This window comes from uncultured Pseudomonas sp., assembly GCF_943846705.1.
Classification (GTDB): domain Bacteria; phylum Pseudomonadota; class Gammaproteobacteria; order Pseudomonadales; family Pseudomonadaceae; genus Aquipseudomonas.
In genome coordinates this window covers 2,834,557-2,857,480 of the sequence record NZ_OX044366.1, presented here as the reverse complement: position 1 = coordinate 2,857,480, position 22,924 = coordinate 2,834,557, and the positions used below count along the sequence as shown (strand labels likewise).

28 protein-coding genes and 1 pseudogene are annotated in these 22,924 nt (G+C 58.4%); 17 read left to right on the top strand and 12 right to left on the bottom strand.

Annotation, left to right across the window (positions count from 1 at the left end; all coding sequences use genetic code 11):
- Positions 1-105 precede the first annotated feature (105 nt).
- The 4 genes and pseudogenes from Q0V31_RS13475 to Q0V31_RS13460 all read left to right on the top strand — a co-directional run bounded on the left by Q0V31_RS13475 (position 106) and on the right by Q0V31_RS13460 (position 2,643).
- Positions 106-576 (top strand): Dps family protein, encoded by a 471-nt coding sequence (locus tag Q0V31_RS13475; RefSeq protein ID WP_298188283.1) that lies wholly within the window; start codon positions 106-108, stop codon positions 574-576.
- A gap of 234 nt (positions 577-810) precedes the next feature.
- A complete protein-coding gene (locus tag Q0V31_RS13470) occupies positions 811-1,878 on the top strand; it encodes a GGDEF domain-containing protein (protein WP_298188282.1) in 1,068 nt (355 codons plus the stop codon).
- A gap of 162 nt (positions 1,879-2,040) precedes the next feature.
- A pseudogene (locus Q0V31_RS13465) lies at positions 2,041-2,361 on the top strand (cold shock domain-containing protein membrane protein); the annotation flags it as partial.
- Between the two features lie 57 nt (positions 2,362-2,418).
- Positions 2,419-2,643, top strand: a complete 225-nt coding sequence (locus Q0V31_RS13460) for a cold-shock protein (RefSeq protein ID WP_169852850.1) — start codon at positions 2,419-2,421, stop codon at positions 2,641-2,643.
- Positions 2,644-2,695: 52 nt separating this feature from the next.
- Here Q0V31_RS13460 and Q0V31_RS13455 read toward each other — a convergent pair whose 3' ends face one another.
- Complete coding sequence (locus Q0V31_RS13455; RefSeq protein ID WP_298188281.1) at positions 2,696-2,902, bottom strand: SlyX family protein; 207 nt, start codon at positions 2,900-2,902, stop codon at positions 2,696-2,698.
- Positions 2,903-2,905: 3 nt separating this feature from the next.
- Positions 2,906-3,331 (bottom strand): HIT domain-containing protein, encoded by a 426-nt coding sequence (locus Q0V31_RS13450; RefSeq protein ID WP_298188280.1) that lies wholly within the window; start codon positions 3,329-3,331, stop codon positions 2,906-2,908.
- A gap of 749 nt (positions 3,332-4,080) precedes the next feature.
- On the opposite strand from Q0V31_RS13450, the gene Q0V31_RS13445 reads away from it, so the two are divergent.
- Complete coding sequence (locus Q0V31_RS13445) at positions 4,081-5,412, top strand: OprD family porin (protein WP_298188279.1); 1,332 nt, start codon at positions 4,081-4,083, stop codon at positions 5,410-5,412.
- Between the two features lie 65 nt (positions 5,413-5,477).
- Here the strand turns inward: Q0V31_RS13445 and Q0V31_RS13440 are convergent, their stop codons facing one another.
- Positions 5,478-5,885 (bottom strand): PaaI family thioesterase, encoded by a 408-nt coding sequence (locus Q0V31_RS13440; protein ID WP_298191070.1) that lies wholly within the window; start codon positions 5,883-5,885, stop codon positions 5,478-5,480.
- A 113-nt stretch (positions 5,886-5,998) separates the two neighbouring features.
- Between Q0V31_RS13440 and Q0V31_RS13435 the strand changes: the two genes are divergently transcribed.
- Genes Q0V31_RS13435 through Q0V31_RS13425 form a run of 3 tightly spaced genes read left to right on the top strand, consistent with a single transcriptional unit; the run spans position 5,999 to position 9,274 of the window.
- Positions 5,999-7,714, top strand: a complete 1,716-nt coding sequence (locus Q0V31_RS13435; protein ID WP_298188278.1) for a proline--tRNA ligase — start codon at positions 5,999-6,001, stop codon at positions 7,712-7,714.
- A gap of 26 nt (positions 7,715-7,740) precedes the next feature.
- Positions 7,741-8,694 (top strand): hypothetical protein, encoded by a 954-nt coding sequence (locus Q0V31_RS13430; RefSeq protein WP_298188277.1) that lies wholly within the window; start codon positions 7,741-7,743, stop codon positions 8,692-8,694.
- A gap of 7 nt (positions 8,695-8,701) precedes the next feature.
- Positions 8,702-9,274: a lytic transglycosylase domain-containing protein gene (locus Q0V31_RS13425; protein ID WP_298188276.1), complete on the top strand. Its 573-nt coding sequence runs from the start codon at positions 8,702-8,704 to the stop codon at positions 9,272-9,274.
- A 6-nt stretch (positions 9,275-9,280) separates the two neighbouring features.
- Here Q0V31_RS13425 and Q0V31_RS13420 read toward each other — a convergent pair whose 3' ends face one another.
- On the bottom strand, positions 9,281-9,556 hold the full coding sequence (locus Q0V31_RS13420) for an acylphosphatase (protein WP_298188275.1): 276 nt from the start codon (positions 9,554-9,556) through the stop codon (positions 9,281-9,283).
- A gap of 4 nt (positions 9,557-9,560) precedes the next feature.
- Positions 9,561-10,040 (bottom strand): TlpA disulfide reductase family protein, encoded by a 480-nt coding sequence (locus Q0V31_RS13415; RefSeq protein WP_298188274.1) that lies wholly within the window; start codon positions 10,038-10,040, stop codon positions 9,561-9,563.
- A 30-nt stretch (positions 10,041-10,070) separates the two neighbouring features.
- On the opposite strand from Q0V31_RS13415, the gene Q0V31_RS13410 reads away from it, so the two are divergent.
- Both Q0V31_RS13410 and Q0V31_RS13405 read left to right on the top strand, forming a co-directional pair.
- Positions 10,071-11,480, top strand: a complete 1,410-nt coding sequence (locus Q0V31_RS13410; RefSeq protein ID WP_298188273.1) for a PilZ domain-containing protein — start codon at positions 10,071-10,073, stop codon at positions 11,478-11,480.
- A gap of 135 nt (positions 11,481-11,615) precedes the next feature.
- Positions 11,616-12,008 (top strand): hypothetical protein, encoded by a 393-nt coding sequence (locus Q0V31_RS13405; RefSeq protein WP_298188272.1) that lies wholly within the window; start codon positions 11,616-11,618, stop codon positions 12,006-12,008.
- 49 nt (positions 12,009-12,057) lie between these two features.
- On the opposite strand, the gene Q0V31_RS13400 is transcribed toward Q0V31_RS13405, so the two are convergent.
- Both Q0V31_RS13400 and Q0V31_RS13395 read right to left on the bottom strand, forming a co-directional pair.
- Positions 12,058-12,273 (bottom strand): hypothetical protein, encoded by a 216-nt coding sequence (locus tag Q0V31_RS13400; RefSeq protein ID WP_298188271.1) that lies wholly within the window; start codon positions 12,271-12,273, stop codon positions 12,058-12,060.
- A gap of 168 nt (positions 12,274-12,441) precedes the next feature.
- Positions 12,442-13,671 (bottom strand): virulence factor BrkB family protein, encoded by a 1,230-nt coding sequence (locus Q0V31_RS13395; protein WP_298188270.1) that lies wholly within the window; start codon positions 13,669-13,671, stop codon positions 12,442-12,444.
- Positions 13,672-13,775: 104 nt separating this feature from the next.
- Between Q0V31_RS13395 and arsC the strand changes: the two genes are divergently transcribed.
- The 3 genes from arsC to Q0V31_RS13380 are packed head-to-tail and all read left to right on the top strand — an operon-like array spanning position 13,776 to position 15,131.
- Positions 13,776-14,129, top strand: coding sequence for an arsenate reductase (glutaredoxin) (arsC, locus tag Q0V31_RS13390; RefSeq protein WP_298188269.1), 354 nt, complete (start codon positions 13,776-13,778; stop codon positions 14,127-14,129).
- Positions 14,126-14,731 carry an NAD(P)H:quinone oxidoreductase gene (gene wrbA / locus Q0V31_RS13385; RefSeq protein ID WP_298188268.1) on the top strand — a complete coding sequence of 202 codons (606 nt, stop codon included), beginning with the start codon at positions 14,126-14,128 and terminating at the stop codon, positions 14,729-14,731. Before arsC ends, wrbA begins: the two co-directional genes overlap by 4 nt.
- Positions 14,724-15,131: a DUF2069 domain-containing protein gene (locus Q0V31_RS13380; protein WP_298188267.1), complete on the top strand. Its 408-nt coding sequence runs from the start codon at positions 14,724-14,726 to the stop codon at positions 15,129-15,131. The genes wrbA and Q0V31_RS13380 overlap by 8 nt, the downstream gene beginning before the upstream one ends.
- A 177-nt stretch (positions 15,132-15,308) precedes the next feature.
- Here the strand turns inward: Q0V31_RS13380 and hda are convergent, their stop codons facing one another.
- The 3 genes from hda to Q0V31_RS13365 all read right to left on the bottom strand — a co-directional run bounded on the left by hda (position 15,309) and on the right by Q0V31_RS13365 (position 18,271).
- Positions 15,309-16,013: a DnaA regulatory inactivator Hda gene (hda, locus tag Q0V31_RS13375; protein ID WP_298188266.1), complete on the bottom strand. Its 705-nt coding sequence runs from the start codon at positions 16,011-16,013 to the stop codon at positions 15,309-15,311.
- Positions 16,010-17,101 (bottom strand): AI-2E family transporter, encoded by a 1,092-nt coding sequence (locus tag Q0V31_RS13370; RefSeq protein ID WP_298188265.1) that lies wholly within the window; start codon positions 17,099-17,101, stop codon positions 16,010-16,012. The genes hda and Q0V31_RS13370 overlap by 4 nt, the downstream gene beginning before the upstream one ends.
- 120 nt (positions 17,102-17,221) lie before the next feature.
- Positions 17,222-18,271: a DUF2066 domain-containing protein gene (locus tag Q0V31_RS13365; RefSeq protein WP_298188264.1), complete on the bottom strand. Its 1,050-nt coding sequence runs from the start codon at positions 18,269-18,271 to the stop codon at positions 17,222-17,224.
- A gap of 322 nt (positions 18,272-18,593) precedes the next feature.
- On the opposite strand from Q0V31_RS13365, the gene purM reads away from it, so the two are divergent.
- The 4 genes from purM to Q0V31_RS13345 all read left to right on the top strand — a co-directional run bounded on the left by purM (position 18,594) and on the right by Q0V31_RS13345 (position 21,398).
- Positions 18,594-19,652, top strand: a complete 1,059-nt coding sequence (gene purM / locus Q0V31_RS13360) for a phosphoribosylformylglycinamidine cyclo-ligase (protein WP_298188263.1) — start codon at positions 18,594-18,596, stop codon at positions 19,650-19,652.
- On the top strand, positions 19,652-20,302 hold the full coding sequence (gene purN / locus Q0V31_RS13355) for a phosphoribosylglycinamide formyltransferase (protein ID WP_298188262.1): 651 nt from the start codon (positions 19,652-19,654) through the stop codon (positions 20,300-20,302). Before purM ends, purN begins: the two co-directional genes overlap by 1 nt.
- Positions 20,303-20,314: 12 nt before the next feature.
- Positions 20,315-21,031 (top strand): DUF3108 domain-containing protein, encoded by a 717-nt coding sequence (locus Q0V31_RS13350; RefSeq protein WP_298188261.1) that lies wholly within the window; start codon positions 20,315-20,317, stop codon positions 21,029-21,031.
- A 91-nt stretch (positions 21,032-21,122) separates the two neighbouring features.
- A complete protein-coding gene (locus Q0V31_RS13345; protein ID WP_298188260.1) occupies positions 21,123-21,398 on the top strand; it encodes a Rho-binding antiterminator in 276 nt (91 codons plus the stop codon).
- Positions 21,399-21,420: 22 nt separating this feature from the next.
- On the opposite strand, the gene Q0V31_RS13340 is transcribed toward Q0V31_RS13345, so the two are convergent.
- Positions 21,421-21,960 (bottom strand): DUF2058 domain-containing protein, encoded by a 540-nt coding sequence (locus tag Q0V31_RS13340; protein ID WP_298188259.1) that lies wholly within the window; start codon positions 21,958-21,960, stop codon positions 21,421-21,423.
- Positions 21,961-22,041: 81 nt separating this feature from the next.
- Positions 22,042-22,872 (bottom strand): nucleoside triphosphate pyrophosphohydrolase, encoded by an 831-nt coding sequence (gene mazG / locus Q0V31_RS13335; protein ID WP_298188258.1) that lies wholly within the window; start codon positions 22,870-22,872, stop codon positions 22,042-22,044.
- Positions 22,873-22,924: the final 52 nt, after the last annotated feature.

Genomic DNA, 22,924 nt, shown 5'->3' with positions numbered 1-22,924 from the left:
AACATGCCAATTGATATAAACCACACGAGTGCTCAATAGCCGTCATGTTAGGCTTTGCTCATTAAAGGGGCAGCCAAAGCCCGTCCACCCGAGAGGAGAAATGGTATGGAAATCAACATTGGAATTGCCGAGCAGGATCGCGCCGCCATCGCCGAAGGCTTGTCGCGCTTACTCGCCGACACCTACACGCTTTATCTGAAAACCCATAACTTCCACTGGAACGTCACCGGTCCGATGTTCAACACCTTGCACCTGATGTTTGAAGGTCAATACACCGAACTGGCGCTGGCGGTGGACGATATCGCAGAACGCATTCGCACCCTCGGCTTCCCCGCACCTGGCACTTATGCGGCCTACGCCCGCCTCTCCTCTATTAAAGAAGAAGAAGGCGTGCCAGATGCACAAGAGATGATCAAGTTGCTGGTTCAAGGCCAGGAAGCGGTCGTACGCACAGCCCGCGGAATTTTTCCGTTGCTGGATAAAGTCAGCGATGAACCTACCGCAGACTTGCTGACACAACGCATGCAGGTTCATGAAAAAACCGCCTGGATGCTGCGCAGCCTGTTGGCCGCCTAGACACATCGCACAAAGGTCAGCATCTTCGTCAATACTCGCTTAGCTGCCGACCAATTAAGCCATTAGGCTTTCAAGTGCGACCCACACCATAAACCTCGGTTTACTTTGCCGAGGTTTATGGTTTTCTGGATGCGCGCACTACAGAAAGGTCTTGTATCCACAGGCTTTTGTTAGGCGAATGAGCAGCAGCTGTTCTATGCTTCGACCAACTAGAAACCTGACACAGTGACGTGCATGAACACTCCCAGAAAAGCCCCCGGCATTCTAGAGTTGTATCCCGAAGTAACCCGCGACGCGGCTGCTCTTCTGAAAAAAGCAGTACCGCTAATGATGCGCCATGACATCCCACCAAACCCCGTGCACTACGCCCTTTGGTACACCTACAGCAAAGGACTTGAACCCGAGCTCAATCGACGCTTGGATAAGACCGTCGCAGACTTTGACAGCTTTCCACCGGAAACCGCAGCCAAGCTCTTTCGCGACTACATCATCCACGGCGAACTCGAAGAGGCACGAGCCGGTCAGCAGCAGGTCATCGAACTGGTCGACGATATCGAAGGCAATGTGTCACGCAGCATCACTGGCAGCAGCAACTATCAAGTCAGCCTGGAGCTCGGCCTGGCGGCACTGCAAGAGCCGATCATTGACGACCTGCCCAGCGTTTTAACTGAACTGCAAGAAAGCACACAGCTGATGCAGGACCAGCAAACCAAATTTCTTTATCGCCTAAACGCCGCCCAACAAGAGATCAAGAGCCTGCGCGGCCAACTTGAACGCGCGCACATCGCCGCCACACTGGATAACCTGACACAGGTCTTCAACCGTAACGCTTTCAGCCGCCTGCTTGAGCAGACCTTGAGCACAGAGCATGGCGGAATTGCCCTGGTGATGCTGGACATCGATCACTTCAAGCAGTTTAACGACCAGTACGGCCACCCCTTGGGCGATCGCGTACTGCAGCATGTCGGCCAGTTACTGCGCGAGACCCTGCCCGCCCGCGCCATTGCAGCCCGCTACGGCGGCGAAGAGTTCTGCATCATCCTGCGCGACTGCTTTGACGGCACAACCGCCCACGCCTTTGCCGAACAATTGCGGCACAAAATCGAATCTCTGCGCATCAAAGTTCGCCGCACGGACGAAGTACTCGACAGCATCACCGCCTCTTTCGGCTATGCCCTGGCAGTACCTAACGACACCCTGGAAAGCCTGCTTACCCGCGCCGACGATGCGCTTTATCAAGCCAAGAACGATGGCCGCAACCGGGTAAACCCCAGCGCCGCTCAAACTGCACTGCACGCTTGATTGAGAACCCCACCTCTTTACTGTTAAATACGCTCCGTGTCGCTGAACCGCCCATGGTTCGGCACACAGGCTGGTACCACGCGCTTCGAATCCTCCCTTGCAACGCCAAATACGCGCAGCCAGCCCTCCGTTGACTCTTTAAATTAAGCGAGCTAATTGAACATGTTGAAAATTGTCCACCTCCTGACGGGCGTTATCGCCCTGCTGCTTTCTTTTGCTCCAGCCTTCAGCAACACCCCACTGTCACTTTTAGCCCACCCCGACGCCCTATGCCTTGGGCTGTTCGGCCTCCTGAACCTGTTACTCGCCCCACAACTGCCGATTTGGCACGTCGGCCTGCGCCATCAAGCGCAAAATCTGGTTTCCGCCCTACTGGTACTTGGCACCCTGCTGCAAGCCTTGATACTGCTGGCTCCATTAGCCGAAATTGCCAACCAACCCGCCAGCCTGTTTAGCCTGATCATCATTGCAGCAGCCGTGGCCATACACCTCGCAACCAACCTGCGCTTGCAGTCGCGCAATACTTCAAGCCAGCAAGACTTGGGCGACCGCGAAACGGGCACGGTGAAATGGTTCAACACCTCGAAAGGCTTCGGCTTTATCTCCCGCGACTCAGGTGATGATATTTTCGTGCACTTTCGCGCCATTCGCGGTGAAGGCCACCGCGTATTGGTCGAGGGTCAGCGGGTCGAATTCGCTGTCATGCAGCGCGACAAAGGCCTACAGGCCGAAGACGTAATCGCCGCACTACCTGCAAGGCGCTAAGCGTATAAACGCAAAAGGCCCGCACAGCGCGGGCCTTTTGCATTCTAGCGTTTCAATAATGCGGCGGCGGTACTTCGTCCTCGGCCAAGCCAAATTGCGACCCCACCTCATCTTGGCGCTTGATCAAGGCAGCCACCTGCAACTGCAAACGCTCTATTAGACGCTGCTGCGCTACCAGCGCGTCATTAAGCGCTTGAATAGTATCGTCCTGGAAAGCCAGGCGGCTTTGTAGGTCGTTGACTTGCTCTTCTACTTCCACCAATCAGCCCTCAGCAAAACAAAAATCCTCAGTCAAAATCAGGCGCAAACGCGCTTTCAGTGCCGCCAGCTGCTCCACCGTATACGCCTGCGACGGATGACGCCCCCACACAGACGCAGGCCAAGCCACATCATCACGGCGGCGCACGATGACATGCATATGCAGCTGGCTGACCACATTGCCCAGCGTCGCGACATTCATTTTATCCGCCGCAAAACAGTCTTTAAGCACTTCAGCCAAACCGTTGGTCTCCTGCCAGAGCTGCAACTGATCCGCTGCATCCAGCTGGAATAGCTCACTCACAGCCTCACGACGAGGCACCAGGATAAACCAGGGGTACTGCGCATCGTTCATCAGCAACAGGCGGCACAACGGGTAGTCACCCAATACAACCGTGTCCTGCTGCAACCGCGAATCCAGAACAAACATAACTATTCCCCCCGTTAATACAAACCGACTCACTTGCCTTGACAAAAACCGAATAGGCCGAGCAAAAGCCCGCACATCCCAGCCTCGCCACGAGAACTTGAGCCCGAAAAAATCGGCGATGCAGGATACGCCGAAGCAGCGAACTCAGCACCCACGACCCACCCCTTACCATAGCGCACTATAAAAGGGCGCCCGACCAACTCCCCCATACCGCGCACTAAAACTGTTCCCTTCGGTAATCCCTACATAGCCGCCACATGCCATGCATGCACCACTACGACTGCAACCTTCTGAAAAACCAGCAAAAATCACTAATAAAAATCCCTTCACAACATAAGAAAAATAGAAGAAAAACCTAAAAAAACACGAACAAACAACTACACAACCCAAAAAACCACAGACAGCCTGCTCATCTCAAGCCCAGAAAACGCGCTCAATAGTTTTTTGCGCACGATTATTGCTTAAGTGACCCATGACGAATCGCACTGAGCCGCCGGGCTGCCGAAATCAAGCCTTGTGCAAGCGCAAAAACCGTCAGCAATGACTTCAAGCACGCCAGCAGCATCTACAGAAATGCGACATGACTCATAAACGTTGCGACACGAGCGTGAAGAAATCGTGGTGAATAGATTGCAACTATCGCCAATAAAGGCAGCGTGCTATAAGTTACCGCCGACACAAAAAGAAAGAGTCGCCCTATAACAAACAGCCGGGCGACGCAACTTTTCTAAACCAAAGGAGCAATCACGATGCAAGTGATGAAGTGGAGCGTAATCGCCCTCGCAGTAGCAGCGGGCACCACCCAAATGGCCGTGGCGTCCAGCCAGTCCGAATCCAAGGGCTTTGTTGAAGACAGCAGCTTCAATATCTTCAATCGCGCGCTGTATCACAATCGCGACTTCCGCAACGGCGCTGGCAACATTGGAATTGACGACGATTTGACTGTCGACTCCGATGGCGACGGCAAAACTAATAACGATTCTGATCGCTACAAAAACGGCTATCGCGAAGAGTTTGGCCTAGGCATTCGTCTGCTGGCCGAATCCGGCTTCACTCAAGGTACTGTGGGCGTTGGCTTTGACGCGCATAGCTTGAGCAGCATTAAGCTGGACAGCGGTCGTGGTCGTTACGGCTCAGGCCAATTTGCACAAACTGACAGCGGTCGCGGTGATGACACTCAGACCGAAGTTGGCGGCGCTATCAAGTTCCGCGTTTCTGATACCGTCTTGAAATATGGCAACCAGTTTGTTGGCAGCCCAGTGTTTTCCACCGATGACAGCCGTATCCTGCCAGAAGTTGCTACCGGCACCCTGCTGACCAGTAATGAGATCGAAGGTCTGGAACTGACTGCTGGCCGCTTCACAGCCATCAGCAGCCAAACCGCCACCGGCCGTGACAGCAACACACAGAAGGGTCACACCCTTAAGTCTGCCAACATCGTTGGTGCAAGTTACAGCTTCACTGACAACTTCAGCGGTGCAATCCATGCATCCGACGTTGAAGATTTCTGGAAGAAAAAATATGTCAACCTGAACTACAACCTGCCACTGGCAGATGATCAGGGTCTGAATTTTGACTTCAACTACTACAAGTCAAATGATGACGGCCGTAAGCTGGCTGGCGCTCTGGACAACAAACTCTGGAGCTTGGCTGCAGCTTATTCGCTGGGCGCGCATAAATTCACCCTCGCCCACCAGCGCTCCTCCGGCGATACCGGTTACAACTACGGCATTGACGGTAACGGCACTATTTGGACAGCTAACTCTGTTCAGTACTCTGACTTTATCGGTAAGGACGAGCGTTCCTGGCAGGCTCGTTACGACATCAACATGGCTACCTACGGTATTCCGGGCCTGAGCTTCATGACCCGCTATATCACCGGTGACAATATTGATGTTGGTAGCGGTGTCGATGCAAAAGAGCACGAACTGGACATCGAAGCTAAGTACGTGATCCAAGAAGGCGCTGCGAAAGATTTGTCTTTCCGTATTCGTAACGCGACCTATCGTGCTAACAGCTCGTACGACAACGATAACAATGACTTCCGTCTGATCGTTGAATACCCACTGAGCGTTCTGTAATTCAGATTGCTTAGCTGGTAAAGAAAGCCCGACCTAGGTCGGGCTTTTTCTTGTCCGCTAAGAACTTACAGGGGCAACGCATACGTCCCCGTTACATGCGCCACCAGTTCATCTTCGTTACCTTGCGAATAAACCGACACCTCACACACAGCCTGCCTGCGACTTAGCCGCAATATCCGCGCCTTTGCTAGCAAATCAACCGGCTTAGGCTTGACCAGAAAATTGATATTCAAATTTGATGTAACGGCCATCTCCACCCGCCCGAGACTGCCAAGCACCACCGCATACATGGCCGCATCCGCTAGCGCCATGATGGTTGGCCCGGACAAGGTGCCACCCGGCCGCACCAGCTTGCTGTGGAACGGCACACGGGCCAATGCTCCGTCGGCGTCCAGCCGATCAATACACAGGTTAATGTCGTCCGCCATCGGCAACCCTGCCCGAATCAGCGCCTGCACCTGCTCTGCCGTCAATATCGACACACGCTCCTCCTAATCAGTAGACACCAGTATCCTGTACGCATCTGTACAGGCACCGTACAATGCCGGCCATTGAAAACCTCTTGCAACCGACAGAACAGCCAAATATGCGTACCAGCCAATTCCTGCTCTCGACTCTTAAAGAAAACCCATCCGATGCCGTGGTTATCAGCCATCAGCTGATGCTGCGTGCCGGGATGATCCGCAAACTGGCTTCCGGCTTGTACACCTGGCTGCCCATGGGCCTGCGTGTTCTGCGCAAGGTTGAGAAAGTTGTGCGCGAGGAGATGAATGCCGCTGGCGCGCTGGAAGTGCTGATGCCTGGCATCCAGCCCGCCGAACTGTGGCAGGAATCCGGCCGCTGGGAGCAGTACGGCCCGGAACTGCTGCGTATGAAAGACCGTCACGGCCGCGATTTCTGCGCAGGGCCGACCCACGAAGAAGTGATCACCGATCTGGCGCGCAACGAGCTGAACAGCTACAAGCAGCTGCCAATTAACCTGTACCAGATCCAGACCAAGTTCCGTGACGAAACCCGGCCGCGCTTCGGTGTGATGCGCGGCCGCGAGTTCATCATGAAGGATGCCTATTCTTTCCATGTTGACCAGGCTTCGCTGCAACACACCTATGACCGCATGCACCAGGCCTACTGCAATATCTTTACCCGCCTGGGCCTGAACTTCCGTCCCGTGCAGGCTGATACCGGCTCCATCGGCGGCACCGGCTCCCACGAGTTTCATGTACTGGCCGAATCGGGTGAAGACGATATCGCCTTCAGCAATGCCTCGGAATACGCGGCCAATATCGAAAAAGCCGAAGCACTGCCCCGTGAAACAGCACGAGCAGAAGCCCGTGAAGCCATGCGTTTGGTTGAAACACCCGACACCAAGACCATTGACGCACTGGTACAGGGCTTCGGTCTAGCGATCGAGAAAACCATCAAAACCCTGATGGTGCACGGTGCTAAAAAAGGCACCTTGGTCGCGCTGATCGTGCGCGGCGACCATGAGCTCAATGAGATCAAGGCTGCTAACTTGGAGCTGGTTGCCAGCCCACTGGTAATGGCCAACGAAACCGAAATCCGCGCTGCCATCGGCGCCGGCCCTGGCTCACTGGGCCCGGTCAACCTGCCAATCCCCTGCATCATCGACCGTTCAGTTGCCTTGATGAGCGATTTCGCCTCGGGCGCGAATATCGACGACAAGCACTACTTTGGCGTCAACTGGGAGCGTGACCTGCCGCTGCCGGCAGTCGCCGACCTGCGCAATGTCGTGGCGGGCGACCCAAGCCCGGATGGCAACGGCACCCTGGAAATCAAACGCGGCATTGAAGTCGGGCATATCTTCCAGCTCGGCACCAAGTACAGCGAAGCGCTGAACTGCCAAGTGCTGGGCGAGAACGGCAAACCCGTCACCCTGACCATGGGCTGCTATGGCATTGGCGTATCCCGCGTTGTCGCGGCGGCCATCGAGCAGAACAATGATGAGCGCGGCATTCTCTGGAATGACGCGCTCGCGCCGTTTCAAATCGCCCTGGTACCGTTGCGCTACGAGACCGACGCCGTGCGTGAGGCGACCGACAAGCTGTACGCCGAACTCACTGCTGCCGGCTTCGAAGTGTTGCTCGATGACCGTGACAAAAAGACCAGCCCAGGCATCAAATTCGCCGATATGGAACTGATCGGCATTCCACACCGCGTCGTGGTCAGCGATCGCGGCCTGGCCGAAGGTAACCTGGAATACAAAAGCCGTAAGGAAACCGAAGCCCAGGCCGTGCCTGTGGCCGAGCTCCTGAGTTTTATCCAGGCCCGTATCAGCCACTGATTTCAGCCCTTTTAGCCAGAGCCGTCATGTTCAAGCGAAACGCCCTCAGCCTCATCGCCACCCTTCTGGGTGGCAGCCTGCTACTCAGCGGTTGCGCTAACCAGTTGCCGCAGCGTAGCGAGCATGAGGAGCGCATCGAGCGTAAATTGCTCCACCACAGCCTACAAATCGATGTCGGTGAACCACGTGTGCTGGAATTGCCGCAGCGCCGCGTTCGCGTGCACGAACAAAAGACCTTCGAGGTCACGGCATTTGACGTGACCCGCCGCTATGATCGCTACACCCCTTACCAGGCCTGGCGCGAACTGTATGAAGTGCCACTCGGGGCACTGGCGGTGGTCGGCGGCATCGGTGCCAATGTGCTAAACGTGGCATTGCTCGGCAGCCTGCCGGACAGCGCCACCAAGGACTGGATCAGTTACGGTTTCGCCGGGCTCAACCCGGCGATTAACGTCGAGTCCAACGGTCGCTCACAGCAGAACCTTGCCAGCCTTGAAGAACGCCGCCAGGACGCGCGAACTGAATATTCCAGCCTGCCATGGGCCGAGCGCCCAGTGCTGGTTAAAGCCGGCGAGCAGAACCACGAGCTGCTCACCGATCGCAATGGCATCCTGCGTCTGAACCTGCTCGACAGCCCGTTTGCCGAACAGGATGTCACGCGCATCAGCACCCTGCTGCTGACCGTTACCGATGATCAGGGTTCGGCCCGCGCCGATGCCTCACTGCTGGTCAGCCGCACCTTGCGCGGCAAGCTGCAGGAAGCTCATGAGCTGATTTACAACGACCTTGAGAACGACGACGTTGCCCAGTGGGTTCACCGGGTCAAACGCTTGTCGGAGCTCGGGCTTGAAGAAGAGGCCAGCGAACTGGAACAAAGCCTGATCGAACTGACGCGTAACGATCCAGAGCTGCAGAAGATCTTCCTCTTGTCCTTGACCAAGGACGCCGGCCGCCTGGTCGCTGACCCCGGCAACGACTAACAGCGACATGAGGCAGCGCCTGACTTGCGCCCTACTCGGCTTACTGCTGTGCAGTGCAACACCTGCCGAAGTACGTCAGGCACCTGAACCTGAACTGCGCGCACTGCTGCAACAAACCGTGGCCCAGGCGGACAGTTTTCAGGATCGTTTCGATGCCGAAGTTTGGCTGCTGGATATGTCCACGCGCATGCGCCACTATATTCCCGATGCCGAAGAGCGCCTGAGCCTGCTCAGGCTGGCGCATCGCGAAGCCAGTAAAGCCGGCTTGCGCCCGGATCTTGTGATTGCATTGATTCACGCCGAAAGCCACTTTGATCGCTTCGCCATTTCCTCGGTCGGCGCCCAAGGCATGATGCAGGTGATGCCCTTCTGGAAAGCCGAGTTAGGCCGCCCACAGGACAACCTCACCGACAACGCCACCAACTTGCGCTATGGCTGCACCATCCTGAGTTTCTATCTGCGCAAAGAAAACGGTGATCTAAACCGCGCACTGGCGCGCTACAACGGCAGCCTGGGCAAACACAGCTACTCGTCCAAGGTGGTCGGCTTCTGGCACGACTTCTGGTACGTCAAACCCTGACGGGACTCAGCGCCGTACGATAAACCCGGCAATGCCTTGCAGCGCCAGCTCTTGCAACTCCAGCCCGCTCACCTCGGCGGTTTCCGGCCCTTGCTGCAGCCAGTCCGCCAACTCAGCAACAGCCGCCTCCTCACCCTCAAACAGCACCTCGACACGCCCATCAACCAGATTGCGCACCCAGCCATCGAGAGCAAGTTGCTCAGCCTGCTGCGCAGTTGCCTGACGGAAATACACCCCCTGAACCCGGCCACTGACATAACCATGCTTACAAATACGCGCCATTGCTCTAGTCCTCCACCTTAAATGCCGCCAGACGGGCACTCAGACCCGCAGCGGTTTGCTCACCCAACAGACGCTCACGCATGCGCCCCTGCGGATCAACGATATAAGTCACCGGCAACACCTCGGCACGCGGCAATTGGTAGCGCTCAGCCGGATCTAGTGCCAGCACAGTGAAGGCGATATCCATGTCCTGCGTCGCTTGAGTAAGTTTTTCACCCTGCAAGGCATCGAAGTTCACACCCAACACCTGCACCGGCTGCTCCTTGAGCTGTTTTGCCAGAGCATTAAGCTCGGGAATCTCAGTACGACAGGGCGCACACCACTGCGCCCAGTAATTAATCACTAACCACTGGCCTTCCAGCCGCTCAGCCGCTACCTTTCGTCCATATTGATCGACGCCTATGTCTTCAGCACAACCGGCCAGCATCAGACCTATGCCTACGCCCGCGACTGCACGAATGACCGCTTGCAAACGCATTGCCATGCTTTCGCCCCCTGATTCCATAAGGTTGATATGACATTAGATGCCTTGCGCCTGGAAGTGCCGGACATCCTCGAGACAGAGGCCGGCTCACTAACCGACCTCAACGAGCAACTGACCCAGGCTCGCCTGCAACCGCCAGAAGTGGCTTTGCAGCAGGTGCTCAGCCTACTTTTCAGCCTGAACCGCAGCGCCATGACCTTACTCGAAAGGCAACGCGCACTGCAAAGCTTCAGCGATCATTACCGGCACTACAGCAAGGCCTACCAGGGTGAACATCCTCCCACAGCCTTGTTCGTGCGCTTGTGCAGTGAGCTGGCCATCGGCTTCAAACGCTTGCTGCTGCAAATCCTGCAGGGCCGCCAACCCTCACGCCCCCATTTAACCTGGTGCCTGTATATGGCCCAGCACTTTCTCGCGCAGAGCCTGCTGCGCCACTATCAGCGGTATCACGAGCCGCCCCCCAGTCTCTGGCGCGACAGCCATCTGCTGTACTGGATGGGTGAACATCAAGACTGCCTGGATGAACCGGTGGCAGCAGCCTTTACCCCGCAGCCAGCGAGCACACTGCGCGGCCTCTACCAGCAGATGCTACTCCTGGCGTTGAGCAACCCCTTCCATTTGGCCGAAGGTGAGTGTGCGCTGCTATTCGGAGCACTCTCACCGCTGGCCGAGTTAGCCCGTTTGCTGCCCTGGGATGAAGACGATGACGTTGAAGGGCCAATCATCGACTTGACTGAAGCCCAGCCCTGCCTGAGCTACGCCCAGATGCCGGAAGGCAGCGCTGACTATCTACGCCGCTTCGAGCTGGGTGCCCTACTGGTCGCCTTGCATGACCCGGCGCCCCTGCAAAGCACTGCTGAGCGGCAAATCCTGGAACGTGTGCAGCAGCACTGGCTGGGTCGCCAGCAACGCCGCCATAGCCGCGCTGATCACAGCGCCGAATGCAACCTAGTCGTGGGGTTAACCGGCATTCACGCACAGCTACTGGAACAGCGGCCGCCGTGCACCAACGCGCAGATGCTGGATGCCAGCGCAGGGGGCGCCCGCCTGCTGTGCAATGCCGACCAGGCCACGCACCTGTCGATCGGGCAATTGGTGTTGCTGCTCACCGGCAGCGACACACCCACCTTGGCCCTGGTGCGCTGGCGCCACCTGAATAATGAAGGTCTGCATCTGGGCCTGCGCTACCTGAAAGGTTTGCCCCGCGCAGTCTGGCTGCGACGCGCGCCCAGCGCGAAAACCCATCCCGGCGTACTGCAGAGCACTCCAGCACCGGGTAATGGCTGGCTCCATGGCCTGTGGCTGCCTAATGGGCAGTTCGTGGAAGGCGAAAATGTCTGGCTGCAACTGGCCAGTGCGCACAAGCAGGCCATTCTGGCCCTGCCAACCGCCAACCTGCTTAGCGCCTCTGTCAGCCGCTATCCAATGCAGCTGGCCTAGCCATGCCAGCCCACTAAAACTGCGAGCAGGGTCACGGCCAACGTCGGCCAAGCGCACAGTTTCATCGAGAGGGCCGAGCTTATAATTCATCGCACTCACGCTTGCTGCGATCTGTTATTAGCCTGGAACATCACCATGACCCAAGCCCTCGATAAGTTGGTCGGCCCAGTACCCTCTACCATCGTCAATCTGGCCCGATTACAGGTCACCCCATACGAAGGGCGCGTGGCCGAGTTCAACGTTGCCGCTTGGTTGCACCTGCCAGGGCTGGCCAACCTGCCCGTGTCGCTGCTGATCAGCTACCGCGACGGTAGCGCTCACCGTGAGGTGCTGGTCGACCACGGCAAGGTCAACCAGCACAGCAAGATCCTGCTTTCCAGTGTGGCCCGCCTGCCGGTCAAACTGAAAATCGAAGACATGCAGGTACGTTTGCGCTCTGCCGTGCCGGCGACCAGCCTGGTGGTCGAAGAGTTATTTGTGCAAGCGGCCGAGCCCGCGCAGAGCGATAGCCGTCAAGCACTCGCCTGACAGCGCCTTGTCACAGCAAAACCCCGCGTACTGGCGCGGGGTTTTGCGTTTAACGCGAGAATCGCCCCGCTGGCTTACACCTGCCTGCTAAAGCCGGCGGCATAGCCGCCTGAGAGGCTTCGGCTTGATCCACTGGCATGCTGGCACTAGCCAGGGACTGCGGCCAACTGCTAAAGCGCAGGCCAGTGATGCGATTGAGCCGCTCAAGGGCCTCTTCAGGGGCACGCAGGTGCAGATGAATCACGTTGCCTTTAATGGCTGTCATAACCCCTTCCCACTCCGCCCATTCCGGGCCCTGCTGGCAATTTGATTGCAACCTACAAGAAAGATAGCCAGAAGCGTGCCAGCCTCCTTGTCGCCGCGCCTGGCGTCTTCCATGTCCAGCAGTGCCATCGGCCGCCAGCAACACAACGCCGCAAACTGACGTTTTGCGTCACTCTGGCGACTGAGCCTGCGGCTGCAGCCACTGCGCCAGGTCGGCCCCAAATAGTGCCAACTGCTCGTCCTGCAGTTTGGTCAACCCGCTGCGCAATGCCGGGTACCAGGGCTCATCTAGCTGCTCGGGCAGGTTCTCCGCTCTGGGTAGCGGCCAAGGGCTGTGGCTGAGCAGCTGCTGTAGCGAATAATGGCTGAGGTCACGGCTGAGCACCCAAGTACCTGAACCGGTTGGCGCGATCAGCTTTTGCTGCTCAAGAAAGACCAAAATTTCTTCCCACTCATGCTCCGCCAGCAGCCAGCCCTGGCGCTGCACGTCGCGTAATCGCACCTTCAACCCCAATTGCTGGCGCTCATAAAACACCCGCAAAACGCCAAGCGCCATCAGCAGCCGCGGCACCGCACGCTTGCGCCACTGCTGAGAAAACCCCAGGTTGCAGACCAGCTCAGCGCCGAACAGCACGATCAGCCAGGACAGGTAGACCCACAAGAGGAACAACGGCACCGTGGCAAACGCGCCATAAATCAGCTGATAGCCTGGAAACAAGCGCACGTACAACCCGAATAGCATCTTGGCCACTTCAAACAGCACCGCCGCAAACACCCCACCCAACAAGGCATGACGAATCGGCACCCGAGCATTCGGCACTGTGGCATACAGCAGGGTAAAGGCTGCCATGCTTGACAGCAGCGGCATGAACTTCAAAAACGCCTGCGCCCCCAGCAAGGCATCCGGCCCGGAAATCAGCGACAGCGAAGTCACGTAGGTGCTGATGGCAAAGCCGCCGCCCAGCAGCAGCGGCCCCAGACTGAGAATCGCCCAATACAGCAGAAAGCTCGACACACCTCGGCGCGGCTGCCGCACCCGCCAGATGGTGTTGAAGGTTTTTTCAATCGTCACCAGCATCCAAAACGCCGTGACCGCCAACACCGCCACTCCCACCCAAGTCAACTGGCGAGCCTGGGTGGTGAACCCACGCAAGTACTGCTGCAGCGCTTCACCTGCAGAAGGCACAAAGTTGTGGAAGATAAAACTCTGGATCTGTTCGCCGCTGCCCTGAAATGCGGGGATCGCCGAAAGCATGGAAAACGTCACGGTCATCATCGGCACCACCGCAAACAAGGTGGTGTAGGTCAGCGCCGCTGCATTGCTGGTACCCCTGTCGGCAATAAACCGCTGCAGTAGAAATCGCCAAAAATCCAACCAGTTGCTAACGCGCTGCCGCATGCCTTCTCCTTAGCCATTTACACGCCAACAACCTGCTAGGACGCAGGCGTGAGCGCCGTTAGCGGTTAGAATAGCCGCCATCGAAGGTAACCGGCGACCCGAACATGACCGATATGACGCTCTACCATAACCCGCGTTGCTCCAAGTCGCGCAACGCACTACAGCTCTTGGAGGAGCGCGGGCTCAACCCAACCATCGTGCGCTATCTGGAGACGCCCCTGAGCGCAGCACAGCTGCAAGAGCTACTGGCTAAGCTTGGCATCGCTCCTCGGCAACTGCTGCGCACAGGCGAAGATGAATACAAAAGCCTCGGCCTGAGCGACCCGCAACTGACTGACGCACAACTGATCGACGCTATGGCCAGCCAGCCAAAACTGATTGAGCGGCCGATTCTGGTCGTCGGCGACAAAGCGGTTATTGGCCGTCCACCGGAAAACGTCCTGGAGATTCTGCCGTGAGCGCACCCTATATCCTGGTGCTGTTTTACAGCCGCCATGGCGCAACGGCCGAAATGGCCCGCCAGATTGCTCGCGGTGTAGAGATGGGCGGCTTGGAAGCACGAATACGCACCGTACCGGCGGTCTCCACTGAGTGCGAAGCGGTTGCCGCAGACATTCCGGCAGAGGGTGCGCTGTACGCCAGCCTGGATGACCTGAAGAACTGCGCCGGTTTGGCACTCGGCAGCCCGACCCGTTTCGGCAACATGGCCGCGCCGCTCAAGTACTTCCTCGACAGCACCAGCGGCCTGTGGCTGACCGGCGGCCTGGTCGGTAAACCGGCTGGGGTATTCACCTCCACCGCCAGCCTGCATGGCGGCCAGGAAACCACCCTGCTGTCGATGCTGCTACCCCTGCTGCACCACGGCATGCTGATCACCGGCCTGCCCTACAGCGAGTCAGCGCTGCTGGAAACCCGTGGCGGCGGCACGCCTTATGGCGCCAGCCACCACGCCGGCGCCGATGGCAAACGCGCCCTCGACGAGCATGAAATAGCCCTGTGCCGCGCACTCGGCCAACGCCTGGCGCACACCGCAGCAAAACTGGAGAGCACCCGTGGCTAAAACCGTAAAACCGTTGCCGTCGCTGGAGTGGCTGCAGCCGCGCCTGAACATCAGCCGCGCAGTCAGCCTGCTGAGTTTTTTCGGCCTGGCTGCGTTGCTCGTGGTGTGGAACCTCGGGTTTGCCAACGTCCCCGGCAAGCTGCTCTGGGTGATCCTCGGCGCGCAACTCGCGCCGCTGCTGCTGCTGGCCCCTGGTCTTATTCTGGGCAACGCTCGCGCCCACGCCTGGGCCTGCTTTGTGGTGAACCTGTATTTTATCCAGGGCGTGCTGGCGGCCTTCGACCCGAGCAAGGCGCTGTACGGCTGGCTACTGACAGGGCTGAGCGTGAGCCTGTTCTGCGCCGCCTTGATGTTTACCCGCTGGCGCTTCCAGTACGAGCGCAAATTGGCTGGGGAATAACCACCAATACTTTTCTGGTTTAAGCAGAATGGTTTAAAGCCGTCATTAAAGCGTCGCGTGCGACAGACAGGCAAGGCGAAACCCGGGCTGAAATGCGGGATTCACTGCGGTAAATCAGCATTTTCAGCTCGAGCCTCAACGCCGTATGACCGTGCGTAGCCGCTTTAAAACGGACTTTTACCAGCCGAGGGTTTCTTTGAGGAAAGGAATCGTCAGTTTGCGCTGAGCCTGAAGCGATGCCTGATCCAGTCGTTCCAGCAGATCGAACAAGGCATTCATGCTGCGCTCGCCGCGGGTCAGGATAAAGCGCCCAACCTCATCGCTCATATGCAGCCCGCGCCGCGAAGCGCGCAGCTGCAAGGCACGCAACTTGTCTTCATCAGACAGTGAGCGCAACTGGAACACCAACGCCAGGGTCAGGCGCGATTGCAGATCAGCCAGCTTGACCGGTAACTCACGCGGCGAAGCACTGGCCGCCAGCAACAGACGCCGGCCACTATCACGCAGCCGGTTGAACAGGTGAAACAGCGCCTCTTCCCACTCACTGTCCCCGGCCACCGCATCCAGGCCATCCAGGCAGACCAGCTCGTAGCGTTCCAGATTGTCCAGCAGCCCCGTGCCATATTGGACTAACTCAGCCAGCGGCAAGTACACCGCCGGCTCGCCGCGTTGCTCAAAGCGCAAGCAAGCCGCCTGCAACAAGTGACTACAACCCACGCCTTGCGCACCCCACAGGTAGATCAGGCTTTCGGTCCAGCCGGCATCGGCTTCGCACAGACGCTCGACATAGCCCAACGCCGCAGCGTTGGCTCCGGGGTAGTAGTTAGCGAAAGTGGCGTCATCGCGCAGACGCACACCTAGAGGCAGTTGTATGGGTGTCATGCTGGGTTGGGCGGCTCGTCGGAACCACGGGCTGGCTCACCGTAAAGATTGGAAAGTTTATAGAATTCATGCAGATGACGCACTAAAACCATAATCACCGCTGCCACCGGCAGAGCCAGGAGGATGCCGCTGAAGCCAAACAATTGGCCGCCGGCCATGATCGCGAAGATCACTGCAACCGGATGCAGGCCGATGCGATCGCCCACCAGCATGGGCGTCAGCAGCATGCCTTCGAGCATTTGCCCGACCACAAATACGCCGGCAATGCCCAGCAGTGGATAGAAGTCGAGGCCGAACTGGAACAAGCCCGCCGTCATTGCCGCACCAACCCCCACTACTACACCCAGGTACGGCACGATGCTGGCCAGGCCGGCCAACACACCGATCAGCAGCCCAAGCTCCAAGCCAATCACCATCAGCCCGCTGGCATACATCACGCCCAGCGCCAGCATCACCAGCAACTGGCCACGCAGGAAAGCCCCGAGCACTTCATGGCACTCACTAAACAGCTGCACAACCAGCCCTTCACGACCTCTTGGCAGCAAGCTACGCAGTTTGGCGACCATCAGGTCCCAGTCACGCATCAGGTAGAAGCTGACCACCGGAATCAGCAGCAGATTGGCCAGCCAGGCCAGCAACGCCAGGCCCGAAGAAGTGACCTTGGACAGCAGCATGCCAACGATATCGGTGGTTTTACCCAACTGCCCGGACAGCGCCTCTTTTAGTTGATCAAAACGCCAGAAGCCATCACTCAAACCCAGCTTGAGCTGAACCCACGGCAAAGCCTGGTGCTGCACCCAGTCGAGTATTTGTGGCACCAGCTCATACAGACGCACCAGCTGCTTACCCAACATAGGCACCAAGACCAGCAACAGAATGGCCATAACCAGGCTAATCAGCGCAAACACCAGCACCACACCCCAGGTCCGCGACAACCTCCAGCGCTCCAGACGGTCGACCAGCGGATCGCCCATGTAAGCCAGCAACACACCGATCAGGAAGGGTGAAAGAATCGGTGCCAGCAGGTACAGCAGGCCACCCAGCAGCAACGCTGCGACTATCCATATCCAACGATGCGACTCGATCATGCGCTGCGCTCCATATACCAATGCTTAATTCAGAAACACCCAAGCCGGGGCTTACGGCATAAGCAAACCGCAGCTATCGAGCTGCGGTGTTTGCGCCAGGGCGGCCGTAATAACTGCAACCTACCAGCGAAACTTCAACACCTTGCCCTGCGGCTCAGCCGGCACCACTGGCGCCGCCTCGGTGGCAGGCAGCGTTACCGCCTGACCACCCTCAATCGGCAGAGCCTCGGCCGGGACTTCCTGCAACTGCGCCAGGCCTAGTTGCGCCCGCAGCTGCTCGGCATTGGCATTGACGGCAAAGGTCAGGGTGTCGCCCTCTACCTTGCGCAGTTGCGCGGCGAAAGGTTCAAGAATGCGCTGTAATTCGGCGTAGCGCGCCAGGTCGACGCCCTGCACCTCGACAGTCAAACTACTGGCGACACCGGGGGCCACAATAAAACGTGGTGCCAAACGCTGATTGACTGCCAACAGGACGGCATCTGCCAGTGCCGCCTGATCCGCGCCCTTAGCCTTACCCTGCTCACGCTCATCGCCCAGCCACAACCGCCACTCGGCCTGCCACTGCCCGTTTGCTTCACGCGCCAGCACCGCCAGCACGGCATCGGCCGTGTAACGTTCGGACGCTTCACGCAAAGCGGCGGGATCATTCGCGGTAAGGTTTTCCGGCACGGCCAGCAACTGCTCGGAAAGATCCGCCAACGGCAGACGCAGCGGTAGACCACGGTGTTGCGCGGCCTGATTGAACAGTGCAGCAGCGGCTTGGCCATCACCCAACAGGCGACTGCCATCACTGGCGTCACTCAACCACCAGAGCAGGATGCTCGGACGATTCGCGCCCCACAGCGCCAGGCCCGCCTGACGCAGGCTGCGCTCGGTGCTCAGCGGATCGAAGTCGACCAGCAACATCTCGCCTTGATAGCCAGATTGGCTAACGATTTGCTGCGGGTCTTTGCGCAACGCCACAACAGCCGGGTTTTGCAACGCATCGGCCGTGCCCGTCAAGCGCAGCACCAAGGTATCCAACGCGCGACTCAGTGCCGCCGCACGCTCTTGCGGTTGCTGGCTGCTAAGCGCTTCGCGGACCTGGTACAGATCACTCACGGGCGCGGCCAAGACGGGCAGACCAGACACTGATAAACAGACAAGAAGCAGGCGAGCGATCAAACGCATGAAGAGGTTCTCGACGGACGGAAAGCGGCACGCAGGCCAGATTTAACAACAATGCCAGCCAACCCAGGCCACACAAGGCAGCCAACAAGGGCGCTGGATTGCCAGTTTAGAGGCTGCCAAGGGGCATTCCAAAGGCATTTTCAGCCGCGTTTAGTCGGCAGCGGCCAGATTGTCAGCACGTGGCCACCTTAAACAGCCATCCCCACGGCCGCAACCGTGGCGGCTGGCCGCTGCCGGGTAAGCCTGATAAAATCGCGCGCCTTCGCAGACCGCCACCATAAGCGGCGGTGTCTATCCGAATTTCCCCTAAAGGCCTGGATCTATGAGCAAGCAACCCTCCATCAGCTACAAGGACGCAGGTGTAGATATCGACGCGGGCGAAGCCCTGGTCGAACGCATCAAAAGCGTGGCCAAGCGCACCGCGCGTCCGGAAGTCATGGGTGGGCTGGGCGGCTTCGGCGCGCTGTGCGAGATCCCGGCTGGCTACAAGCAGCCCGTGTTGGTCTCCGGTACTGACGGTGTCGGCACCAAGCTACGCCTGGCGCTGAACCTGAACAAGCACGACAGCATCGGCCAGGACCTGGTCGCCATGTGTGTGAACGACCTGGTGGTATGCGGTGCCGAGCCGCTGTTCTTCCTCGACTACTACGCCACCGGCAAGCTCAACGTTGATGTGGCCGCCACTGTGGTCACCGGCATCGGCGCAGGCTGCGAACTGGCAGGCTGCTCGCTGGTTGGCGGTGAAACCGCTGAAATGCCCGGCATGTATGAAGGCGAAGACTACGACCTGGCCGGCTTCTGCGTGGGTGTGGTGGAAAAAGCCGAGATCATCGACGGCTCCAAAGTCGCTGCAGGTGATGCCCTGATCGCCCTGCCGTCTTCCGGCCCGCACTCCAACGGCTACTCGCTGATCCGCAAGATCATCGAAGTCTCCGGCACTGAGATCGAAACCACCCAGGTCGATGGCAAGCCGTTGACCGACCTGCTGATGGCACCGACACGTATCTACGTCAAGCCGCTGCTCAAGCTGATCAAGGACACCGGTGCGGTTAAAGCCATGGCCCACATCACCGGTGGCGGCCTGCTCGACAACATCCCGCGCGTGCTGCCAAAAGGCGCACAAGCGGTGGTCGACGTAGCCAGCTGGACCCGCCCAGCGGTATTCGACTGGTTGCAGGAAAAAGGCAACGTCGATGAGCACGAGATGCACCGCGTCCTCAACTGCGGCGTCGGCATGGTTATTTGCGTCGCCCAGGATCAAGTCGATATCACCCTGCAAACCCTGACCGCCGCTGGCGAGCAGCCATGGGTCATCGGCCAGATCAACACAGCGGCCGAAGGTGCAGCCCAAGTCGTCCTGAACAACCTGAACCAGCACTAATGCCGACACCGTGCAATGTTGTGGTGCTGATCTCCGGTTCCGGCAGCAACCTGCAGGCGCTGATTGACAGCATCCAGGCCGGGACCATCCCGGCCCGCATCAGCGCGGTGATCTGTAACCGCGCCGATGCCTACGGCCTGCAACGCGCGCAGGCCGCTGGCATCGCCACTGCGGTACTGGATCACAAGCAGTTCGACGGCCGCGAAGCTTTCGACGCTGCCCTGATCAAGGCGATCGACGGCTACCAGCCGCAGCTGGTGGTTTTGGCCGGCTTTATGCGCATCCTCACACCCGGCTTTGTCCGTCATTACGCCGGACGCCTGCTGAATATCCATCCGTCCCTGCTGCCGAAATACAAAGGCCTGCATACCCACCAACGCGCGTTAGAGGCAGGTGACCGTGAACATGGCTGTAGCGTGCACTTCGTCAGCGAGGAACTCGATGGCGGGCCACTGGTCGTACAAGCAGTGGTAGCGGTCGAGCCCGATGATTCGCAAAACAGTCTGGCGCAGCGCGTACACGAGCAAGAGCATGTGATTTACCCGTTGGCAGTCCGCTGGTTTGCCGAAGGCCGCTTGCACCTGACGGCGCAAGGGGCGATGTTGGACGAGCACCTGCTACCGAGTACTGGACACCTTATCCGAACGTAAACAGGAGACACCATGGGTCGCGCCTTACTGTTCGCACTGACACTTCTGAGCCTGCCGGCATTCGCCGTTGAGCTAAAGCCCTTCTCCGCCAGCTACACCGCCGACTGGAAGCAACTGCCGGTCAGCGGCAGCGCCGAACGTAGCCTGCAGGCGCTGGACAATGGCCTGTGGAAGCTCAATTTTGAAGCTTCCATGCTGATTGCTAGCCTTTCCGAAGAAAGCACCCTGCGCGTGGATAACACCACGTTCCTGCCCCAGAGCTATTTGTATCAACGCAACGGCCTGGGCAAAGGTAAGAAAATCGAGCAAGACTTTGACTGGGATGCCAAGCAAGTCATCGGCAGCGACCGCGATACACCGGTGCGCCTGCCGTTGAACCGTGGCCTGCTGGATAAATCGACTTACCAGCTGGCCCTGCAGTACGACGTGGCTGCCGGAACCAAGAGCATGAGTTACCAGGTGGTCGATGGTGACGAAGTGGAAACCTATGACTTCCGCGTACTCGGCGAGGAAGTGGTGCGCACCAAGGCGGGCCTGATCGATGCGATCAAGGTCGAGCGTGTGCGTGACCCGACCCAAAGCAGCCGCAAGACCATCCTCTGGTTCGCCAAGGACTGGGACTTCCTACTGGTCCGCCTGCATCAGGTCGAGAAAGACGGCAAGGAATACCAGATCATGCTCAAACAAGGCAGCGTTGACGGTCGAGTCGTTGAAGGCCGCCAGGACTGAGTGCTGAGTGCAGATAAAAAACCGGGCAATGGCCCGGTTTTTTTGTGCCTAAGCGTTCTACTCTGCAGGTAACTTACAGCGGAGCACAACCATGAGCAGCGATTACCAAGCCCTTGCTTGCGACCTGCATGACTACCTGGAAATCGCCTGCCTGCACCACTACCGCGTGCATCTCGAACTGAGCGATGGCAGCGTCCTTGATGCTGAGGCGCTGACAACGCAAACCAGCGCAAGCAAGGAGGAGTTTCTGCTGGTGCGCAGCGCCGCTGGCGAACAGCGTCTGCGCCTGGACCAACTCCTCGCCATCACCCCACTAAACCCAAACGCCAGCTTCGGGCGCGTAGTGCTCGCCGGCCACGGCGGCTAAGCAGCCGCCGCAGACGATGGGTTTACCACATCAAATCATCCGGCACCTGATAGGCCGCGTACGGATCATCGGCATCCGGCGCTTCGGTTGGTGTATTGAGCAACACCACACGCTGCGCGTCACGCTCCTGAATCTTCAGCGCCGCCTCACGCGGGATCACTTCATAACCGCCAGCGTGACGCACGATGGCCAGCGAACCACTGCTGAGTTTGTTGCGCATCAGCGCGTTGACCGACAGGCGCTTGACCTTCTTGTCATCAACGAAGTTGTAGTAATCCTCGGTGGTCAGCTTGGGCAGGCGCGACACCTCGATCAGTTGCTTGACCTGCGCGGCGCGAGCTTTTTGCTCAATTTTCTCCTGCTGCTGGCGGTTCAACTCCTGATCACGCGCAGCCTTCTCGGCCATGGCCTGTTGAGCAGCGAGCTTTTGCGACTCGTCCTTCTCGATGTGGCCTTTCTGCTCCAGACGCTGCTTCTTCTGTTTTTCCTTGCCGACCTGTTTGGCCTGCTTTTCGTTGACCAGCCCCGCTTTAAGCATCTGATCGCGTAGTGAGAGAGCCATAACCTACCTTCCAACCATCAATATTGAGTGGGCGCGCCCACCCGTAACTTGTCGTATGCAGACGCACTAGCGCCTATGTATTCAGCAACTCGGGGTGAGTTTTTCCAGCTTCTTGGCTTCGCCCCACAGCGCATCCAACTCATCCAGGGGGCAATCTTGCATAGCCCGCCCCCGCTCGCGCAAGGTTTGCTCGATAAAACGAAAGCGCCGCTCGAACTTGCCATTGGCCGCGCGCAGGGCCGTTTCCGGATCGATTTTCAGGTGCCGCGCCAGGTTGCTGACCACAAACAGCAGATCGCCGATTTCCTCGGCTATGGCTTCAGGGTCGTTTTCGCTCATGGCTTCAAGCACTTCATCCAGCTCTTCGCGCACCTTATCTACCACTGGCAAGGCGTCTGGCCAGTCAAACCCGACTTGGGCGGCGCGCTTCTGCAACTTGATCGCCCGGCTCAGTGACGGCAAGGCCGTGGGCACATCGTCGAGTAGCGACAACTGCTCGGGGGCAACGGCCTTGGCGGCGCGCTCTTCAGCTTTCAGCTCTTCCCAGCGCTGCTTGACCGCAGCCTCTTCGAGCTTGGCCACGTCCGGCGCGCCATACAGGTCGCCATCGGCAAATACATGGGGGTGCCGACGCAGCAGCTTGCGGGTAATCCCGTCGACCACCTGAGCAAACTCGAAACGCCCTTCTTCACGCGCCAACTGGCTGTAATACACCACCTGAAACAGCAGGTCGCCCAACTCACCCGGCAGGTGATCGAAGTCGCCACGCTCAATCGCGTCGACCACCTCGTAGGCTTCCTCGATGGTGTGCGGCACGATCGTCGCGTAGCTCTGCTTGAGATCCCACGGGCAACCATGCTGCGGGTCACGCAGACGGGCCATCAGGTGCAGCAGATCGTTAAGTTGGTACATAACAAATCCCGATAAATACGCTTACGCAGGAGGGGTTAGTGGTGCAAGGCAC

Bases quoted from the DNA above. Each gene is read 5' to 3' on its own strand.
- Q0V31_RS13400 (WP_298188271.1), bottom strand. From the start codon at position 12,273: ATGACAGCCATTAAAGGCAACGTGATTCATCTGCACCTGCGTGCCCCT.
- Q0V31_RS13450 (WP_298188280.1), bottom strand. From the start codon at position 3,331: ATGTTTGTTCTGGATTCGCGGTTGCAGCAGGACACGGTTGTATTGGGT.
- purM (WP_298188263.1), top strand. From the start codon at position 18,594: ATGAGCAAGCAACCCTCCATCAGCTACAAGGACGCAGGTGTAGATATC.
- Q0V31_RS13425 (WP_298188276.1), top strand. From the start codon at position 8,702: ATGAGGCAGCGCCTGACTTGCGCCCTACTCGGCTTACTGCTGTGCAGT.
- Q0V31_RS13405 (WP_298188272.1), top strand. From the start codon at position 11,616: ATGACCCAAGCCCTCGATAAGTTGGTCGGCCCAGTACCCTCTACCATC.
- Q0V31_RS13420 (WP_298188275.1), bottom strand. From the start codon at position 9,556: ATGGCGCGTATTTGTAAGCATGGTTATGTCAGTGGCCGGGTTCAGGGG.
- Q0V31_RS13350 (WP_298188261.1), top strand. From the start codon at position 20,315: ATGGGTCGCGCCTTACTGTTCGCACTGACACTTCTGAGCCTGCCGGCA.
- Q0V31_RS13395 (WP_298188270.1), bottom strand. From the start codon at position 13,671: ATGCGGCAGCGCGTTAGCAACTGGTTGGATTTTTGGCGATTTCTACTG.
- Q0V31_RS13370 (WP_298188265.1), bottom strand. From the start codon at position 17,101: ATGATCGAGTCGCATCGTTGGATATGGATAGTCGCAGCGTTGCTGCTG.
- arsC (WP_298188269.1), top strand. From the start codon at position 13,776: ATGACCGATATGACGCTCTACCATAACCCGCGTTGCTCCAAGTCGCGC.
- Q0V31_RS13475 (WP_298188283.1), top strand. From the start codon at position 106: ATGGAAATCAACATTGGAATTGCCGAGCAGGATCGCGCCGCCATCGCC.
- purN (WP_298188262.1), top strand. From the start codon at position 19,652: ATGCCGACACCGTGCAATGTTGTGGTGCTGATCTCCGGTTCCGGCAGC.
- Q0V31_RS13470 (WP_298188282.1), top strand. From the start codon at position 811: ATGAACACTCCCAGAAAAGCCCCCGGCATTCTAGAGTTGTATCCCGAA.
- hda (WP_298188266.1), bottom strand. From the start codon at position 16,013: ATGACACCCATACAACTGCCTCTAGGTGTGCGTCTGCGCGATGACGCC.
- Q0V31_RS13410 (WP_298188273.1), top strand. From the start codon at position 10,071: ATGACATTAGATGCCTTGCGCCTGGAAGTGCCGGACATCCTCGAGACA.
- Q0V31_RS13415 (WP_298188274.1), bottom strand. From the start codon at position 10,040: ATGGCAATGCGTTTGCAAGCGGTCATTCGTGCAGTCGCGGGCGTAGGC.
- Q0V31_RS13365 (WP_298188264.1), bottom strand. From the start codon at position 18,271: ATGCGTTTGATCGCTCGCCTGCTTCTTGTCTGTTTATCAGTGTCTGGT.
- Q0V31_RS13345 (WP_298188260.1), top strand. From the start codon at position 21,123: ATGAGCAGCGATTACCAAGCCCTTGCTTGCGACCTGCATGACTACCTG.
- Q0V31_RS13445 (WP_298188279.1), top strand. From the start codon at position 4,081: ATGCAAGTGATGAAGTGGAGCGTAATCGCCCTCGCAGTAGCAGCGGGC.
- mazG (WP_298188258.1), bottom strand. From the start codon at position 22,872: ATGTACCAACTTAACGATCTGCTGCACCTGATGGCCCGTCTGCGTGAC.
- Q0V31_RS13340 (WP_298188259.1), bottom strand. From the start codon at position 21,960: ATGGCTCTCTCACTACGCGATCAGATGCTTAAAGCGGGGCTGGTCAAC.
- Q0V31_RS13435 (WP_298188278.1), top strand. From the start codon at position 5,999: ATGCGTACCAGCCAATTCCTGCTCTCGACTCTTAAAGAAAACCCATCC.
- Q0V31_RS13430 (WP_298188277.1), top strand. From the start codon at position 7,741: ATGTTCAAGCGAAACGCCCTCAGCCTCATCGCCACCCTTCTGGGTGGC.